This is a genomic window from Psychromonas sp. MME1, assembly GCF_041080865.1.
GTDB lineage: Bacteria > Pseudomonadota > Gammaproteobacteria > Enterobacterales > Psychromonadaceae > Psychromonas.
This window is the reverse complement of sequence record NZ_CP160906.1, coordinates 1,943,837-1,961,352: the sequence shown is the minus strand read 5'-3', so window position 1 is coordinate 1,961,352 and position 17,516 is coordinate 1,943,837. Positions and strand designations below refer to the sequence as shown.

Genomic DNA, 17,516 nt, shown 5'->3' with positions numbered 1-17,516 from the left:
ACAGAGTCATGCAGAGTCAAAAATTGTTGCTTAAATTAAAACAGGCCAGTGCGGAAGCTAAAAAAAACAACTATATAAAGTCCATCTCTTTATGCAAAAATATTATTAAAAAAGAACCGAAAAACATTGCCGCCTATAAGTTACTGGCAACCAATTTTATTAAATTAAATCGCCTTGATGAGGTAGAGTTAACCCTTAAAAAAGTGCTCAAATTAATTACTGTAGAAGCGGAAAAACAGCCCTTGCTGCATTTACTTGGTTGTAATTATATTCACCAAGAGCAGCACGAAAAAGCATTAACTATTCTAGAGGCTCTTTTCAATCAAACTGGCGATAGCAAAGTATTGCTAGATATTGCCTTGGCTTATTCAAATCTGGGCCAGTATGAAAATGCACGGGCAGTCTATTTAAAGTTAATCGAATTAGAGCCCAATAACGACCAAGCAAAATTTAATTTATATCCGATTCTTTTACATTTAAAAGAGTATCAAGATGCTTGGGTCTGCTTCCATAGTCGCTTACAACGTGCCGAAATTAAAGAACAAGTGCATTGGTTTGCGCCTGCATGGAATGGTGAGTCGCTCGTAGGTAAAAACATACTGATTTATCCAGAGCAGGGAATTGGTGATAATCTCGCCTATACGGGCTGTTTTGCAGAGGCGATTGCTGATGCTAATAAAACCTATATAGTTTGTGATAACCGTTTAAAAGCCTTATATCAACACAATTTTCCAACGGCAAATATTCTCTCCTACGCCGATGTCAATCGAGAGCAGGCGGTTAATGGGGAATTAGATTTACAAATTTTAGCGGGATCATTATCTTACCTTTATCGATTATCGGAACAATCATTTTCTAAACAGCGTCATTTAAGCATCGATAATAGTTTAAGGGAGTCAATTTCGATTCGCCTTTCCAAAAAAAGATTACGTATTGGTATATCATGGTTTCACGGCCGCATGAATGACGGTAACAAATTTTCAATGTACCTTGAAGAGTTATTGCCATTACTTAAGCACGAAGATATCGAATGGGTTAATTTACAATTTGGTGAATACCACCAAGAGATAGAAAATATCAAAGCGAAACATGGTATCACGATTACCCATTTTGAAGACTGTTCAGCAGCTGGGGACTTTGAGCGTTACGGTGCGTTAATTGCTAATTTAGATCTGGTCATTTCAGCTAGTAACGCCGCGTTAATGCTAGCGTCAAGGTTAGGCATTAAATCGTGGATGTTTTTGCCAACCATAAATCAGTTAAATCATCCTGATAGCTACCTCGATTCTCATTGGACTAAAAATTGCCGCCTTTTTTATCAAAATAATGATAAAGATTGGGGGGGAGTGGTTCAGCAATTTTGTGATGCGATTAAACTCTTGAAGTAAGTGGTCATGCTATTGTGACCACTTGCTTTTACTGTTGTAAGTTAATACTGTATTTTAATCTAAATGAGTTGTTGTCAATTTCTTTCAGTGTATCGTCAAGCTCTTGCAAGCTGAAAAATAGTCGAGTTAAAAACAGATTATCATCAATGCTGTTTTGTAACATGACAAAAGGGTAACTGGCTGTTTGGTCTATGTTAATCGTTAAAATTCTACTGTTATTTTTTCCAAAGGCAATAACGCCATCCGTTGCCCCTATTCCACTTTGACTACTTTGTAGTAATGAGGATGCCTGCGCATGGTTAATGTGAGTATTTGCATCAAGTTGGTAACGTTCATATGCACAGCCTCCATTTTTGCATTCATACCACAACTCTTTATGTTTTTGCGGTATTAAGGTAATAGTACCCAAACGAATAGAGCCTTTAATACTTGCACTCAGGGTGATATTTGCATCGTAGCATAGCTGCTGTGTAGTGAAGTCAATATGCCACGCTTTTTCTATTTTCCCTAATGTCTTTAAAGGAATTACTGCACTTAGAGTTATGCCGTTTTCTGTCTCTTGCAGCTTATAATCGCTCACGTTACATAAATCGGTTATACGGCCACCTTCTGCATAATCGATAACCGTCGTTCCAGTGTAATAGTCAGCACCATGATGAATAAAGTCTAAATCACCATGCATGACGGTGCCGATAGCTTGCCGTTCACCATGATGGATAATTGATTTTAAACAGAGTCCTTTGAGTGTTAGAAAAGTAAAACTTAGCCCATCTTTACTGATGGTTAATTGCTGTTTTTCATTCGTTACTGAAATATCATTAACAACGTGCAACAGTGATTTTTTTAGCTCTTCATTTGTTTTTAATGGCCGTAAAAAATCTAAGGCATCAGCCCATTTTTTTAGGGTTATATGCGTGCGATAATCGCTGCCCCAATATTGTAGAAGTTTTTTCCAATCATTTGTATTGGTCGATGATTTTATAGTGCGAAAATAGTTATAACATAAGTGATTAATGTAGGTCGCGCCACGTCCACAGGCAGCCCAGCGGCTCAGTGAATACTTTTGCTGTTTCTTGACGATAACAGGTGTGCAATTTGAAGTTAGTGTCAGATTGATGTCAGCACGTAAATGGTCTATAAGCACTTGAGATGGTAAAACAAAGTCACCGATAAGTTTAAGCTTTTCAATCGTTTCTAAGATGATTTGCCATTCATTGTGAGCAATTAACGCTTCCGTTTCAAATCGCCCCGGTCGATAATTAAACACCTCTAAATCAGAAGTATAAATAGGTAGTGCTTGGTAGCCTTTTGTTATGTAATAAGTTATTTGTGCTAAATAATCCTCTGCAATATTTTCACTATGTATTACTCGTTGAAATTTTTGAAAAATAATACTATCTGTCCATAGCAGAGGCAGTTTTTGTTTCAGGCCGGATGCTATAACCGGGGTAAATGCATAACTTTTTTGCCACTCTTTATGTTTGGTAAAGGCATTATTCCATTCCATCACAATACCGACATAGCCAGCTTCATAATAAATATCGACCATTGATTTGGAAAAAACTTGCTCGTTAACATAGGCAAGGCTAGGTGTTATACCTAAAATCTGTTGATACACCTCTCTGCCAATTTTCTGGTTGGCAATATTGACTTCATAGGGAACCAGAGGGCCGATTATTTGCATATAACCACTGCCGATAAGCTCAATAAGATTTTGCGCGTGAAGCGCTTTGAATTTTTCAATCCACAGGGGGCGATACAGGGCAATTTTTTCTAAGCTATAAGCGCTTAGCTCTAATCCCGTTGGGGTCTTACTCTTTTCGATAAATGTTAAAAGAGGAAAATAGCATTTATCAATCACTTCAGGAATGCTTTCTTCTTCAACGGCTGAAAATGCCAAATTGCCGTGATAGATTTTATATAAGCTAGTCATTGTAATACTTTGTAATGTTTAGGATGACCATTGCATGCTATGTCGTCAACAGCAAAAGTGATAGTGTCATATACTTGGTCAACAAGTTGCTGTAAATGCTGGTAGCTATCCGCTTGAATAATAAATACGCCGATTCGTTGCCCATGGTTACGTATAATGGGGATTTCTGCGCCTATTTGGTAATTAAATTCAAGCTTTTTTAGTTGTGGAATTTGTTTGGCTTGCTCAATTCCGTATATAGAAGTTAATTTTCCTGGGGGTAAAAAGAAGTATCTATTAGCAACTACATTATTTGTTTTAGGGGTAAGTTCAGATAAATCGACAGGTTCGCTTAAAGCAATTTGAATTGCACTTTTAATATAATTAATATCGTGGGCTAATGGTACTAGGCTTGCTGAAAAATCTCCGCCACTTAAACGAGAGGCTACTTCAATAATCATCGCTTTATTATATTTAGTTGAATAAACTACATCACCTTTCAATACACCATTGTTGATCTTTAATGTATCCACAACTTTTTCGATAAGCGCACATATCTCGTCGTATTTTTCATCTTTGATAGCACTTGGTTGCCACCCCCCATTTTCCATAATATAAGGATAAAAATGTCGAGTATCATTATAAACTCTATCTGCAAAACCAGGGTGATAACATTTTCCATTATAAATAATAGTTTCTGTGCTTATTTGATTACCTTCAATGTATTCTTCGATAAGTACCTTACCACTCTTTGAGTTTTGCTGTGCATGCATATAAAGGTCTTTTATGCTGTTTTTATCACTACAAATACTCACTCCTTTAGATCCCGCTGCATCAATGGGTTTAATGATAATACTTTGGCATTGCCAAGCTTGCCAAAATGTATCTATCTCCTCACTATTTGTGATGAGTGCATATTGTGGAATGGCAATATTATGTTGGGCAAATTTCTCTTTCATTAAAAATTTATTAGTAGTAATTTCTGCTGTTTCAAAGCTCGGTGCTACCCATGAAAATGGTTTCGCTATGCTGGCAAGAAGATGAGGGACATCGCTTCCCATCGTTAATATGCCAGCTAGATTTACCTTGTTGGCGATGAGTTCTTGACAATAAGCGATGACATCTTGAGTGTTACTGAAATTAATTGCTTGTGCATAATCGGCTATTTTTAGTCCGGGAGCTTCTGGATTTCCGTCAACTACTACGGTTAATAAGCCCATTGAATGGGCCGTGTTGATCATAAACAGCTGATCATTGCTACCGCCTAATATTAGTATTGCTTTTTGTTTCATGATAAGAGCTTTCTGCTGTTAAGTTGTTTGATAATTGAAGCACAATCGATTTGTTCTAATTTAGACAGATATTCTTTATCGCCCGTTGAAGTGTAGTCATTTTCAATTGCTATGCGTATAAGTGGCGTAGAAAGAGCGTTATCTGTAATTAACTCACTAACAATTGAACCAAACCCAGCCTCTTTTACATTTTCTTCTAATGTTACGACAAAGGGAGTGTTTTTGATTAATTGCTTAATGGATTCTTTATGGAATGGTTTAATCCATCGAACGTTAACAATACCTACAGATTTACCCAGTTGTGTAAGTTTTTCCCTCAACTCTATCGCAGTGGTTAAACGATTGCCTACGGATAAAATGTATCCATCATTGCCTTCAAAAATAATTTCATTCTGCTCAATGGGCTGTTTCTGCAAATATTTCTGTTCATCGCTTCTAATAGCTTCATAGGGGTGTAATATTATCATCGGCTTAGTTGCGGTATGAGCTCGTAATTCAATCATTTCTTGCAGGTCTCGACTACTTCCTGCATAGAATATTTCCAGATTTGGCAATCCACGTAGATAAGATAAATCGTAGATGGCATGGTGTGTTGGGCTATCAAACCCAGCAAAGCCAGAACGAGACGAGATAATAGTAACAGGTAAATTCATAAAGCATATATCGTGGAATATTTGATCCATGGCCCGTTGCATAAAGGTAGATTGATAGCATAAAAACACTTTTTTATGGCTCATTGCTAAACCTGCAGCCATACCTGCCGCTTGCTGCTCGGCCATGCCAACATCAATACTATTTTCTGGAAAATCAATAAGTAACTTATCCAATCCAGACGCATAGGGGGTTGATGGCGTTAATGCAAATATACTTTGATCATTGCTTATTAATCGACTTAGTGTATTGCCAATTACTTCTGTATAGGATTTGCCTGCTGGCGTTGGAGAGGTACTGGCGCCATCAAGAGGGTCAAAGGGCATTGAGAAATGCAGTTTGTACGGGTGGTTTTTAGCAATATCTAAGCCTTTACCTTTGACTGTTTTAACATGCACGATAGTTGTTTTATTTTGTAATGCGTGTTTAGCTTGTTGTAATACTTTGATGCTAGAGGCTAAATCATGGCCATCTCCGATGTGGAAATAATCGAAATTCATCGCCTTAAAATAATCAGATGCACTTTGTTCATTAGCCAAAATATGGTTCACGCTGCCTACATTTTTAGGGATAGACATACCATTATCGTTAATGATAATAAGTAGGGGAAGTGGGCTTTGTGTTGCGTAATTAAGACCTTCAAAGGTCATTCCTTCAACAAACGCACCATCCCCGACGATGGCAACAGTGATACAGTCACTGTTACTTATTTTATTCGCATAGGCAATTCCTGTACCGATAGAAACTGCGGTGCCGCCATGAGATGCATCTAAAATATCGTATTTACTTTCCTTTGGGCAAATAAAACGAGACATTCCTCCGATGGAATTTAAACTTGGAAAAAGTTCGGCTCTACCCGTTAATAATTTATGTGTATAGCCTTGATGACCCACATCAAAAAGTAATTTATCTTTTTGTAAATCAAAAACATAATGAAGGGCAATGGTTAATTCAATAACACCCAAATTTGCACCGATATGCCCACCAGTTTTTGATACGTTGGAAATTATGAATGTGCGAATTTTTTCTGCTAGCTCATTAAGTTCATTTAAGTTTAAATTGCTTATTGATTGACTTGTTGGCATGTTTTTCAAATGGTATTCCTTTATTTCTATGTTATGGTTCGTAGCGATAAAAAAATAATATAGCTATAGGTATAGACCACCATTTATTTTAATGGTGTGGCCAGTTGTGTAGTTTTGTTTTGTTGAAGTTAGAAATAGGCACGCTTCAACAATATCGTCCATATCACCAGCTCTTTTTAATAAAACTTTATCTAAATACTCTTGCCCTGCTTTACCTTCTAGTTCTTTTTCAGTCATTTCAGTTTTGATAATACCAGGAGAAATTGCGTTAACTAAAACATCAGGCGAGCCATACCTTGCTAATCCTTTTGTTAATGTTTGTATTGCACCTTTAGAGGTTGCGTAATGCAAGGTTTTCGGTCCTCCATAATCACCTGAAACAGAAGATATGTTAACAATGCGCCCCCATTTGTTTTCAATCATAAGAGGCATAAATTCTTGGCTACATATAAATACCGATTTTAAATTGACGTTCATTAATAGATCCCATTCATCATCATCGATTTCCCAGAATGTTTTTTGTCTATTAATACCTGCATTATTAATTAGAATATCTAATTTTCCGAATGTTTCTAAAATGAATTCTTTCATTTTAATAACTTCTTTTCGTATAGAAACATCTGCTTTAAAAGAAACTGCAATTCCACCAAATTGATTTATTTCATCAACGGTATTTTCTGCTTGTTTAGGAGAGTGATTGTAATTGATGATAACCTTATAGCCTTGCTTAGCGAAACCAATAGCAATGCTTCTCCCGATACCTCGACTAGAGCCAGTTACTAAAACTACTTTATTGTTATTTTTCAAAATATTCTCGTTTTATCTGTATATTATTGATTGCGAGCAAAAATAATAGTGTTTGCACCAATAGGATCATCATTAAAATGAATTTTTCCTGCTTTTAACCCTGTTATACGTTCAATAGCAAAGTATTGAGAAACCAAATCAGTCAGTTCTTTTAAGGAGTATTCATAGATATGTTGTGGGTTAACGCATTTACTTGGGCATGAGTTTTGAGGGGTGCTAATAATTAAATATCCCCCATCTTTGATTACTCTTTTTAATTCGCGTAACGTTTTGTGAGGCTCAACATGCTCAATTGTTTCCATACTTAATGCTACATCAAAAGTATTATCGGGAAATGATATGTTAGTTATGTCTTCCTGTTTAAAGGCAATATCTTGGCAATGCGCTAGTGCAACTATATTTTTTTCTATTTGTTGTTTATCATAGTCCGCTGCTACTATTTGGTAATTTTTTCCACTTAATTTTTTTGAACCATAGCCTGTTCCACAGGCTATATCGAGAATTTTCCCTGAGGTTATTCCTTTGCTATTCATGAACTCCTCGGACAAATCATAGTGATAAGTTAATTGGTCTCCCGATAGTATCTGTTTGTCACCAGATACTTCTTGCCTTTCGCTGAACATAACTTGCTTCATATTTTCTCGATATTCTTCAATATCTTCGATATCAAGTTCATCTTGTGGAGTGAAATATTTGCAGTTAAATTCGGGGCGTCTCATTAATAAAAATTTAGGGTGGATCTCATGTATATTAGGATTTTCAATCTCACCCGAGTTTAATATATTGTTTAATAAAATTAATGCACTTGGCTTATATACTTCGCAGGTAAAGTGGACGGGATAATCATCTGGGAATTTTACACAATCATAGTTATTTACTTTTGCTAATTGATAAATTTGTTGGAAAAGCGATATGTCAAACTGAAAATTTAATGCGTTAAGCCGTATAAAATGCTCATTATTGAGTGATTTTGTTGCTTTGATGATACGTAAGAGCGGGCTACTATCATGTGCATATACAATTATTAAATCTTCAAAGTGGGATTTGAGTTTATTTAACTCCCCTTGTGCATCATATTCCGGAGCCACAAGAATGACATTGGCCTCCTTAAAATTATTGTAGATTCTTTTTATGGTCCAATACACAGCAGGGTAGCCATTAATTTCATTCATACAATGTTCGATGTCACCAGCCCATGATCTTGAGCTTGCTTGAACTACAAAATTAATCATTATTTTATTCCTTTATTTTTGTTGCAACGCATAAAATTGATTTAGTACCGCCTTTGATTAACGAAGCCAGCTTCCACTTTATCTTATTTGGTAACTTCCACCAAAACCAACTTTTCTCTATTAATCCTGGCTCTATAAACACGCATTCAAGCCCAAATAATAATAATGAATTCTTTAGCGTTTCAGGTGAATAGGGTTTAACGTGAGTTGGGTCATTGTAAAAGTTTTTGTAATCCATTTTCCAATTCGGCGTTCTTATAAAAACTAGTCCATCTACTTTCAAAATTCTTTTTATTTCTTTAAATATATTTTCAGGTTTTTGGATATGCTCAATAACGGCATTTAGGGTAACAAAATCGACACTATCATTGTCGTGTGAAAGTGAATCTTTCTCAATATCGAAATTAGGGTAATCATATGGAAATGAATTGATATTGATACTGTGGCAATATCGGCTAAATCCTTGATCTCCGCTTCCTAAATCAACATTAACACCTTGAAGCGGTTTGTTGAGAGCTCGAGTTGCCACTCTGTTATAGGTACTAAAAAGACGCTTATTGAGATGCTCTGACTGTTTGTTTTCCTGCGCATGGTTTGATGCGTATTGGGCTTTAAGATCCATATCCAACCTTTTTTTGAATAATGTCTATTATCATATTTTTACTAACAATATTATTTGTTATCGGTTTTATGTGTAGAAATGCATTCATGTTATTGATATCACTTTTCATGATTCGTTGTGCAAATTTATTTTTTTTGAAAAACTCACTTGATTGCCAATGGTTATTATTTAAACAGATATGTAATGCTGGGATTTGCATGGTTAATAACTCATAGGCTGTTACCCCAAAAGCGATAATGCCGAAATCAATGTGTGTTAAAAAATCTGCCATATTAGTAATATTGGATTTTATCGATACATTTTCAGCTGAATTTTTAATAACGCAGTAGTCTGGGTGATTAGGAGGGATGACTACAGTTATATCTATTTCATTTACTAACGTTAGCAGTTGTCTTACTATCGTTAAGGTTAAATTGTTCGGATCAGTGCCACCCATCATCACTAAGATATTTGGTTTTTCATTTTTAACTTTTTTATGCTTTTGATAAAACTCAGGGCGTAATAACACATACTCTAACCCTTGTTTAATTTTTCCTGTAAACCCACACCAATCTAAATTATCGAGTTGTGCATGGGGAGGGTAAAAACAGAGGTCGCATGCTTTGCGGTAATCACTGGGTTCATCAATAGCGACCGTAAGTATCTTTTGTGCTTTTAATTGCATGATAGTGTTTATCGGTAAACCATCACGCACATCCCCAATGAATACATTAACCTTTAGTTGTGAACTTAATGTTAGCAGCCAGTGGTCATAGTTAAATGGCGTAGGGGCAATGTGTACTTTAAAGCCTTGCTCGGTTACTTTATTTATTCCCAGCGCATGGTTTTTCATGGCAAAAAACACTTGATGCCCTTTGTCTTTAAAGCTTTGCGCCAGTACTAAACAGCGTGTGACATGACCAAGGCCTATCTCAACAGATGCATCGCACCTTATTAATATATTAAGCGGATTCAAAGCCATCTCTAATTTCTTTAAAAGGGCGTAAACCATCGCTTGGATCTGCTCGCCAAAGCCTATCTGCCTCTTCACTTGGCGCCGCTTTTTTCACGCCATCACCATCGGCTTTTATACCATCTTTTACTAGGGTAATTGTTTGCTTGATATTATCAGGTAACCAGCAGTGGCCTGCTGAAAACTCTTCCCCTTGGCCGTCTAAATCGAGATGAAATTCAATCGCACTGGCACCCCATTTATGGATAGCTCTTAATAGTACTGCTGGGGATACGCTGTGATCAGAGAGTCCAACTGGGCAATCAAATGCCTCTTTTAAGGTGTGAATAGCTTTAACATTGGCTTCTATAATAGGGGTCGGATAACCAGAAATAGCATGTAACAGCGTGAGTTTCGCACTGCTATTTTTTCTAAATATCTCTACGGCATGTTTTATTTCATTTAAGGTTGCCATACCCGTGGATAGAATAAGATCTTTTCCCGTTTGCGCGCAGGCAATAATTAGTTCATCCCACAGTAGTTCATAGGAGGCGATTTTATAAAAATCGACATAAGGTTCAAGTTCTGTGACTGCCTCTAAATAAAAAGGAGTACAGGTGAACTGCATGCCCAGTTCGTGTGTATATTTGGAAAGCTCAGGAATAAAAGTAACGGGAAGTTCCCACGCTTTGCGGTCACGGTGCATTGCACTTTTTTGTAAAATTTCGGGGGCAAATAGCTGCTCTACTTTGAAAAGCTGAAATTTTACGGCATCGCAGCCAATCGCTTTTGATACTTTAATAAATTCTTTGGCGCGATCAATATTCTGGCCATGGTTACTGGAAACCTCTGCGATAAACATCGGTGTATTACTAGCCATTAAATTTTCCCTCTCTGTTTGAGTAGTTGAAACATTAGCTCCGCTTGCTCCCAATCTTCAGGGGTATCGATATCTTGGACTAAATAGCGTGGCAGAATGATCGGGATGCTACTGTGGCTAAATGCGATATCAGGTGCGTCCAGTTTTAAATTTTGCCAATAAAATTGTCCTGCATCTTGATATGCAGTTTCTAATCTTGGCTACGGGTCATGAAATGTTCAGGTGTAAACATTTCACATCTTCCTGTTTTTGTTATTTTAAATGTTCTTTGAATAGGGAATGGCATGCTAGTGGCGCTGAAGGCTAGTTGTGCCGAACTGTTTTTAAGTTTTTGATAACCTTCCTGCAAAAATTTTACTTGTAGTAGCGGAGCGGTGGCATAGATAGTACAAGCGTAATCATAGGATTCACCCTGCTGTTGTAATATTTTTAATGCATGGTTAATAACTGCGCTGGTTCCAGTATAATCATCTGCTAGCTCATTCGGGCGAATAAACGGAATTTCTGCCCCATAACGTTGGGCTATATCAGCTATTTCTTTATCATCTGTGGAAACAATAATGCGATCAAAAAGTTGCGAGGCGATAGCAGCTTCGATTGAGTAGGCAATCAATGGCTTGCCACAGAAATTTTTAATGTTTTTATGTGGGATACGTTTACTGCCACCTCGAGCAGGTATGATCGCGATATTCATGATAATACTCTTGTTAAGCTGCTAATCACGGTATTTTGTTCTGTTTTATTAAGTTGCGTATGTAAGGGAAGAGTGAGTGCTCTGGCGTAATATTTTTCTGCCTGCGGAAAATCACCCGCCGTAAATCCCAACTGTTGATAATAGGGCTGTAGATGCACTGGAATATAGTGCAGATTGACGCCGACTCCCGCATTTTTTAATTCATCAAATATTTGACGATGGCTTTTATTTATTTTATTTAGCTCTAATTGGATGATATAAAGATGCCAAGATGAATCTGCTTGCTGCATCTGTTGAGGTAGCATAATCGGCAAATCAGAGAGCTGTTCATTGTAATTTTCCGCTAACTGTTTACGGGCAGATACAAACTCATTTAAGCGTTTAATTTGACTAACGCCGAGTGCCGCTTGTAAATCACTCATGCGATAGTTAAAGCCTAATTCAAGCTGTTGATAGTACCAATCACCATGTGGTGGTTCACTCATTAGCTGTGTATCTCGTGTGATACCATGACTGCGTAAACGCTGCATTTTTTCCGCTAATCTTTGGTTATTGGTGGTGGCGATCCCCCCTTCTGCAGTCGTGATAATTTTCACTGGGTGAAAACTAAATACGCTGATATCGCTGTATTGACAATTACCGATGGGCTGATTTTGATAAAATCCACCAATGCCATGGGAGGCATCTTCAATAATAGCAAAGCCATATTCTAAGCTTAGCTGGTGGATTTTCTGCATATCACAGGATTGCCCGGTCAAATGAACAGGAATAACCACTTTAGGTAAACAGCTATTCTTTTTTGCCGCTATCAGTTTTTCTTCAAGCTGCAGAGGGCAAAGGTTATAAGTGACAGGATCTATGTCAACGAAATCAATGCTTGCACCGCAATATAAGGCGCAGTTTGCTGAGGCAACGAAGGTAATGGGGCTAGTCCAGACATGATCACCTGTCCCGACGCCGAGTGCTAAGCATGCGATATGCAGTGCAGAGGTTGCCGAGTTAACTGCCACGGCATATTGGGAAGATGTTACCGTTTTTATTGCATCTTCGAATAGAGGTACTTGCGGTCCTTGGGTTAGAAAGTCTGATTGCAAAACTGCAATGACCGCATTGATATCTTGTTGGTTAATATCTTGTTTACCGTAGGGGATCATGGTTGACTGCTATATTGATTTGTCAAATTTGATAATATCTTCAACACTTAAAAAGTGAGGATTATTACCAGAGTGAAATTCGTAACCTTGCTTAACCTCTTGACCATGCTCGCCAAGCAGGTTAATGGCATAGTCATTTTCACAGCCAAAAAATTGAATACTGGGTTTGAGCAGATAATGGTCGGTAAATTCTAAGGTGAGGTGCGACTCATCCGCAGGGCACATGATTTCATGAATTTTTTCCCCTGGGCGAATGCCTATTATTTTTATCGGTAAATGCGGCGCGTAAGCCGTTGCAAGGTCGATAATATTAATAGAAGGTATTTTTGGTACAAAGATCTCGCCACCATGCATACGTTGGAAATTTTTAAGTACGAAGTCGACACCATCTTGTAGCGTGATCCAAAAGCGAGTCATCTCTTTATGGGTAATAGGGATATGGTCGCAACCATCGGCAATTATTTTTTTAAAGTAGGGTACTACACTGCCTCGCGAACCCGCCACATTACCATAACGGACCACTGAAAATAGGGTCTCATTTGACCCGACAATATTATTTGCAGCGACAAAGAGCTTATCTGAGCAAAGTTTGGTTGCACCGTAAAGGTTAACGGGATTAGCGGCTTTATCGGTGGATAGGGCGATAACTTTTTTTACGCCATTATCAATGGCCGCTTTTATCACGTTTTCAGCGCCTAAAATGTTAGTCTTAATGCACTCCATCGGATTATATTCCGAGGCGGGGACATGTTTCATGGCTGCTGCATGGATCACGTAATCGACATCAGACATAGCACGTTGTACTCGTTCTGCATCCCGGACATCACCAATAAAATAACGCATACAAGGCTGGTTGAAAATTTGCTGCATCTCGAATTGTTTTAGCTCGTCACGAGAAAAGATAATAATTTTTTTCGGCTGGTAACGTTCGAGTAATGTTTGCACATACTTTTTACCAAAAGAACCGGTTCCGCCAGTAATGAGTATTGTTTTATTATTGAACATAATCGACCTTTAGGTAGCTGTTAGTTACTTATTTATATACGTTTTTCTTATAGGCATTAAGTTTGCCTTTATTGCGTTTTAGAGACAAGGCTTGTTCTTTGAGCATTGTCTGTTTTTGCGATGCAACTATCTGTAATTGCTGTAAAAGCGCTTCTAACTTTGCTAACTGAGGAAGGAAATCCTGCAAAGCTTGTTGTGTCTGAGTATCTAGCAAAGAATACATTTTTGAAGAAAAATGCTTTTCTAATAATTGAAACTCATCGATATTATTTTCATTTAAACAAGCGTTGAGTTGTTGTGTTAACACAAACAACTCATCTAATTTAGATTCGATTGCATTATCCATTATCTATACTGCTGACGAATTTCTTGAGGGATCGCGTCCCATCCAGATTTTATTTCTGAAATTAAAGTGCCGACTTCCGTCAATAGCTCTGCTTTATTTTGTATATTAGCCTGGGTAACCTGTGAAATCATATAGGAATATAAGTTAAAAAGGTTGTTAGAAAGCTCCCCCCCTTTTTCCATATCTAAACTATCCTGTAATTCACCGATTAATCCTATTACTCGGTTCAATAATTTGTTTTTATTTTCTATATCCTTGCGCTCTATAGCTCCTTTCGCAGCAGCTAAATTGCCTAGAATATGTTGCATGACTAATGATATCAAAGTATGTGGATCAGCCTGTTCAATTTGGGATAAATTCGAACTTTGATATTTCTTAATAGAAAGACGCGTCATATTTTCTGTTTCCTTGCGACTACTTTAAATTTAATGCTACGTATACTGCTAAATATACTCGTTACTAATGAAAATGCATCTTATTCAAGATTATGTTGTGTTGTTTGACGCTTTTTTAACGTTAATTTGTCAATATTACGCCGCTTTAATCTGACAAATAGTTTAGCAAAATGTATACCAACCTTAAAAAATCTAATGGAAAACTCGATTGTAATGGTTGTTTTTTTCGTTTTGATTGTACCGTCAGAATCTGGGCATCGTCATATAATTGACAATAATCGTTTTTTTATTTATCTAATTTGCGTTAAAATGGTTCGCTACATGCTCAGCCTACTATAGGCTTAACGAGTCATATCGTTTAATTTTAGAAGTGAATCTTATGGAACAGCGATCTCCTATCTATATAGTGGGTACTAGTCAGGCACAATATGATACTTTATCTACCGTATTAAATTTTGTCGGTGAAAATTGTTTATCTGTTATGCAAGCGGACTTATTAAATCAGATTAATGAGCGCGCTCCGCTATGTATTATTCTTGGAGATGTCAATGCAGCTTCTATTGAACTGCTTGATGCCTTTCCTAATAACGCCTTTTTGACGTTATCGGGTGAAGACAATCAGTCCAGCAATCACATTGGCGTATTAGAGTTACCCGTTGAGTACGCCAAATTAATGCAATTACTGCATCTTTGCCAGTCCTTTAATGGCTCAGATAAAAAACTACAAAAAGCCAATAAATACTTACTGACATCCTTGGTTGGACGAGGAGGGCGCATTCAAGAAGTGCGTTATTTAGTTGAGCAAGTTGCTGATAGTAAAGCAAATGTATTAATTCTTGGCGAATCTGGAACGGGTAAGGAAGTGGTCGCTCGTGCTATTCATGAAATATCTAGCCGTAAAAACGGGCCTTTTGTCCCGGTCAATTGTGGGGCTATTCCTGCTGAGTTATTAGAAAGTGAATTATTTGGTCACGAAAAGGGCGCTTTTACGGGGGCTTTCTCTGCACGTAAAGGTCGCTTTGAGCTGGCTGAAGGTGGAACACTATTTTTGGATGAAATTGGTGACATGCCAATGCCAATGCAAGTTAAGCTATTACGTGTACTGCAAGAGCGAACCTTCGAGCGTGTTGGTGGCACTAAATCACTACAGGCTGATGTTCGCGTTGTCGCTGCCACGCATCGTAATCTTGAAGAGCTTATTGAAAAAGGCGAATTTCGTGAAGATCTCTATTATCGCTTAAATGTCTTCCCCATCGAAAAACCGGCATTGCGCGATCGTCAAGAAGATGTCCCATTATTATTACAGGAACTTTTATCACGTTTAGAGAGCGACCATAAGGCGAGCCTACGTTTTACACAACGAGCTCTTGATTCTCTGATGCAACATAATTGGCCAGGCAATGTACGAGAGTTATCTAATTTATTAGAAAGATTACTTATTTTACATCCTAATCGTATTATTGATTTATGCGATTTACCAATAAAATACCGTCATGTTGATGCGCAAGGTGAATTTGTTGAAACTATTCAATATAGTCCTGAGCAAGAAGCGATTGCTGAACGTGATGCGTTAATTGATATGTTTGGCAATTCACCCGTGACGGCAGAGGAAACTGAAAGTTTTGATGAGTCGTTAGGATTCCTCGGGCAGTTGCCACCCGATGGTATGAACTTAAAAGATAAATTGACGGAATTTGAAATTGAGATGATCCGTCAAGCTTTAGATAGTCAAGATGGTGTTGTATCGCATGCCGCCGAACTGCTGTCGATGCGTCGCACTACGCTAGTTGAAAAAATGAAAAAATATGGACTAAGTAAGGAAGGCTAAGCAAGCGAATTAGCAGATCACAAGCCCGTTATAATATATTATCTCGGGCTTTTTTTATCTTCTAACAAGCGTCATTTTTACGACGCGCTTATTGTTAAGTTGTTGTTTTTAATTGTGATTTATGTTTTGGCATAAATAGTGCTTATTTGTTGTGGTGAATGGCAAATAGGGCGACATTATGACAACAGAGATTAAGCAAACAGATTCAGGCGTGTTAGAGCAGGAGCAATTTTCTGGCGAACTCAAACAACTACGCGCACAGGCAAATTATATGGGGCAACTATATAATGAGCTTCCCTCTGGATTGATTGTTATTGATGGAAACGGTGTTGTTGAGCAAGCTAATCGAGTTGCTGTTTCATTATTAGGTGAGCCTTTACAGGGGCAGCTTTGGCGTCATATTATTGATCGTTCCTTTGCGCCTAAAAATGATGATGGTCACGAAATATCGCTTAAAAATGGTCGCCGTATTCAATTATCTATCTCTTCATTGGAAGGTCGCCCCGGCCAGCTGATCCTGTTAACCGATCTTACCGATACCCGTTTATTACAGGAGCACGTTGCAAAATTACAACGCCTTTCTTCCTTGGGTAAAATGGTGGCATCGTTAGCACATCAAATTCGTACACCTCTGTCTGCTGCCATGTTATATGGTGCGAATCTAGCCAATAAAACTTTAACGGAAAATTCACGCGCCCGTTTTCAGGGTAAACTGATGAATCGTTTACAAGACCTTGAAACACAGGTCAATGACATGTTGTTATTCGCCCGCAGTGGTGAGCAAAAAGTGGTTGAAGAAGTCTCCCTCGGTGCTCTGTTAGAAGAGGTTGAAAATGCAAGTGAAACGCTTTTATCGCAGGTTGATGGGCATCTACAATGTCGATTACCAGATCCCGATCTATTAATTATGGCTAACAAAACTGCGCTTTCTAGTGCCATTACTAATTTAATTTCTAATGCAGTGGAAGCGACTGGCGAAGGGGTTAAGCTCTATATTTCTACGGCACGCAGAGGTAGCGATCAAGTTGAAATAGCGGTGATGGATAACGGTCCTGGCATTGAAAAAGAAAAAATTGCTAAAGTAATGGAAGCCTTTTATACCACCAAATCTCAAGGGACTGGGTTAGGCTTAGCGGTTGTACAATCTGTCGCACAGGCGCATAAAGGCAGTGTGGAAGTAAAATCTGAATTCGGTAAGGGTAGCTGTTTTACTTTGGTGTTACCTTTATATCGCGTAGGTGAATATCGATCTGCTGCGGGTAGTGTGCAAATGAATCATGCGATTGGAGGCTAG

Annotated in this window: 15 protein-coding genes and 1 pseudogene; 3 read left to right on the top strand and 13 right to left on the bottom strand. The window is 37.9% G+C overall.

The features are described from left to right. Positions 1 to 8 precede the first annotated feature (8 nt). Positions 9 to 1,388: a tetratricopeptide repeat protein gene (locus tag AB2N10_RS08910; RefSeq protein ID WP_369433720.1), complete on the top strand. Its 1,380-nt coding sequence runs from the start codon at positions 9 to 11 to the stop codon at positions 1,386 to 1,388. 28 nt (positions 1,389 to 1,416) lie between these two features. Here the strand turns inward: AB2N10_RS08910 and AB2N10_RS08905 are convergent, their stop codons facing one another. The 13 genes and pseudogenes from AB2N10_RS08905 to fliS form a co-directional block, all read right to left on the bottom strand. Then, a complete protein-coding gene (locus tag AB2N10_RS08905; protein WP_354624022.1) occupies positions 1,417 to 3,321 on the bottom strand; it encodes a hypothetical protein in 1,905 nt (634 codons plus the stop codon). Then, positions 3,318 to 4,592 (bottom strand): ATP-grasp domain-containing protein, encoded by a 1,275-nt coding sequence (locus AB2N10_RS08900; RefSeq protein WP_354624023.1) that lies wholly within the window; start codon positions 4,590 to 4,592, stop codon positions 3,318 to 3,320. Before AB2N10_RS08900 ends, AB2N10_RS08905 begins: the two co-directional genes overlap by 4 nt. Beyond that, complete coding sequence (locus AB2N10_RS08895) at positions 4,589 to 6,328, bottom strand: 1-deoxy-D-xylulose-5-phosphate synthase (RefSeq protein WP_369434660.1); 1,740 nt, start codon at positions 6,326 to 6,328, stop codon at positions 4,589 to 4,591. The genes AB2N10_RS08900 and AB2N10_RS08895 overlap by 4 nt, the downstream gene beginning before the upstream one ends. Before the next feature lie 63 nt (positions 6,329 to 6,391). Continuing rightward, positions 6,392 to 7,135: a 3-oxoacyl-ACP reductase family protein gene (locus tag AB2N10_RS08890; RefSeq protein WP_354624024.1), complete on the bottom strand. Its 744-nt coding sequence runs from the start codon at positions 7,133 to 7,135 to the stop codon at positions 6,392 to 6,394. Between the two features lie 23 nt (positions 7,136 to 7,158). Next, positions 7,159 to 8,367: a class I SAM-dependent methyltransferase gene (locus AB2N10_RS08885; protein WP_369433719.1), complete on the bottom strand. Its 1,209-nt coding sequence runs from the start codon at positions 8,365 to 8,367 to the stop codon at positions 7,159 to 7,161. A 4-nt stretch (positions 8,368 to 8,371) separates the two neighbouring features. After that, complete coding sequence (locus tag AB2N10_RS08880; RefSeq protein ID WP_354624026.1) at positions 8,372 to 8,989, bottom strand: methyltransferase domain-containing protein; 618 nt, start codon at positions 8,987 to 8,989, stop codon at positions 8,372 to 8,374. Then, the gene (gene pseG, locus AB2N10_RS08875; RefSeq protein ID WP_369433718.1) at positions 8,979 to 9,950 is read right to left on the bottom strand and encodes a UDP-2,4-diacetamido-2,4,6-trideoxy-beta-L-altropyranose hydrolase; all 972 of its coding nucleotides are present in this window, start codon (positions 9,948 to 9,950) and stop codon (positions 8,979 to 8,981) included. Before pseG ends, AB2N10_RS08880 begins: the two co-directional genes overlap by 11 nt. Next, the gene (locus tag AB2N10_RS08870) at positions 9,931 to 10,800 is read right to left on the bottom strand and encodes an N-acetylneuraminate synthase family protein (protein WP_354624028.1); all 870 of its coding nucleotides are present in this window, start codon (positions 10,798 to 10,800) and stop codon (positions 9,931 to 9,933) included. Before AB2N10_RS08870 ends, pseG begins: the two co-directional genes overlap by 20 nt. Further along, a pseudogene (gene pseF, locus AB2N10_RS08865) lies at positions 10,800 to 11,494 on the bottom strand (pseudaminic acid cytidylyltransferase). The gene AB2N10_RS08870 and the pseudogene pseF overlap by 1 nt, the downstream one beginning before the upstream one ends. Further along, complete coding sequence (pseC, locus tag AB2N10_RS08860; protein WP_354624030.1) at positions 11,491 to 12,648, bottom strand: UDP-4-amino-4,6-dideoxy-N-acetyl-beta-L-altrosamine transaminase; 1,158 nt, start codon at positions 12,646 to 12,648, stop codon at positions 11,491 to 11,493. Before pseC ends, pseF begins: the two are co-directional and overlap by 4 nt. Positions 12,649 to 12,657: 9 nt before the next feature. Beyond that, the gene (gene pseB, locus AB2N10_RS08855) at positions 12,658 to 13,653 is read right to left on the bottom strand and encodes a UDP-N-acetylglucosamine 4,6-dehydratase (inverting) (RefSeq protein ID WP_354624031.1); all 996 of its coding nucleotides are present in this window, start codon (positions 13,651 to 13,653) and stop codon (positions 12,658 to 12,660) included. Between the two features lie 28 nt (positions 13,654 to 13,681). Continuing rightward, complete coding sequence (locus tag AB2N10_RS08850) at positions 13,682 to 13,999, bottom strand: hypothetical protein (protein WP_354624032.1); 318 nt, start codon at positions 13,997 to 13,999, stop codon at positions 13,682 to 13,684. After that, entirely contained in the window at positions 13,999 to 14,394 is a 396-nt protein-coding gene (gene fliS, locus AB2N10_RS08845) for a flagellar export chaperone FliS (RefSeq protein ID WP_354624033.1), read from the bottom strand. Before fliS ends, AB2N10_RS08850 begins: the two co-directional genes overlap by 1 nt. 379 nt (positions 14,395 to 14,773) lie before the next feature. Here fliS and AB2N10_RS08840 point away from each other — a divergent pair, with 379 nt between their 5' ends. Beyond that, positions 14,774 to 16,222 carry a sigma-54 dependent transcriptional regulator gene (locus tag AB2N10_RS08840; RefSeq protein WP_354624035.1) on the top strand — a complete coding sequence of 483 codons (1,449 nt, stop codon included), beginning with the start codon at positions 14,774 to 14,776 and terminating at the stop codon, positions 16,220 to 16,222. A 178-nt stretch (positions 16,223 to 16,400) separates the two neighbouring features. Continuing rightward, the gene (locus tag AB2N10_RS08835) at positions 16,401 to 17,516 is read left to right on the top strand and encodes a PAS domain-containing sensor histidine kinase (protein ID WP_369433717.1); all 1,116 of its coding nucleotides are present in this window, start codon (positions 16,401 to 16,403) and stop codon (positions 17,514 to 17,516) included.

Bases quoted from the DNA above. Each gene is read 5' to 3' on its own strand.
- pseC (WP_354624030.1), bottom strand. From the start codon at position 12,648: ATGATCCCCTACGGTAAACAAGATATTAACCAACAAGATATCAATGCG.
- AB2N10_RS08900 (WP_354624023.1), bottom strand. From the start codon at position 4,592: ATGAAACAAAAAGCAATACTAATATTAGGCGGTAGCAATGATCAGCTG.
- AB2N10_RS08880 (WP_354624026.1), bottom strand. From the start codon at position 8,989: ATGGATCTTAAAGCCCAATACGCATCAAACCATGCGCAGGAAAACAAA.
- pseG (WP_369433718.1), bottom strand. From the start codon at position 9,950: ATGGCTTTGAATCCGCTTAATATATTAATAAGGTGCGATGCATCTGTT.
- fliS (WP_354624033.1), bottom strand. From the start codon at position 14,394: ATGACGCGTCTTTCTATTAAGAAATATCAAAGTTCGAATTTATCCCAA.
- AB2N10_RS08910 (WP_369433720.1), top strand. From the start codon at position 9: ATGCAGAGTCAAAAATTGTTGCTTAAATTAAAACAGGCCAGTGCGGAA.
- AB2N10_RS08895 (WP_369434660.1), bottom strand. From the start codon at position 6,328: ATGCCAACAAGTCAATCAATAAGCAATTTAAACTTAAATGAACTTAAT.
- AB2N10_RS08885 (WP_369433719.1), bottom strand. From the start codon at position 8,367: ATGATTAATTTTGTAGTTCAAGCAAGCTCAAGATCATGGGCTGGTGAC.
- AB2N10_RS08905 (WP_354624022.1), bottom strand. From the start codon at position 3,321: ATGACTAGCTTATATAAAATCTATCACGGCAATTTGGCATTTTCAGCC.
- AB2N10_RS08850 (WP_354624032.1), bottom strand. From the start codon at position 13,999: ATGGATAATGCAATCGAATCTAAATTAGATGAGTTGTTTGTGTTAACA.
- AB2N10_RS08840 (WP_354624035.1), top strand. From the start codon at position 14,774: ATGGAACAGCGATCTCCTATCTATATAGTGGGTACTAGTCAGGCACAA.
- pseB (WP_354624031.1), bottom strand. From the start codon at position 13,653: ATGTTCAATAATAAAACAATACTCATTACTGGCGGAACCGGTTCTTTT.
- AB2N10_RS08835 (WP_369433717.1), top strand. From the start codon at position 16,401: ATGACAACAGAGATTAAGCAAACAGATTCAGGCGTGTTAGAGCAGGAG.
- AB2N10_RS08870 (WP_354624028.1), bottom strand. From the start codon at position 10,800: ATGGCTAGTAATACACCGATGTTTATCGCAGAGGTTTCCAGTAACCAT.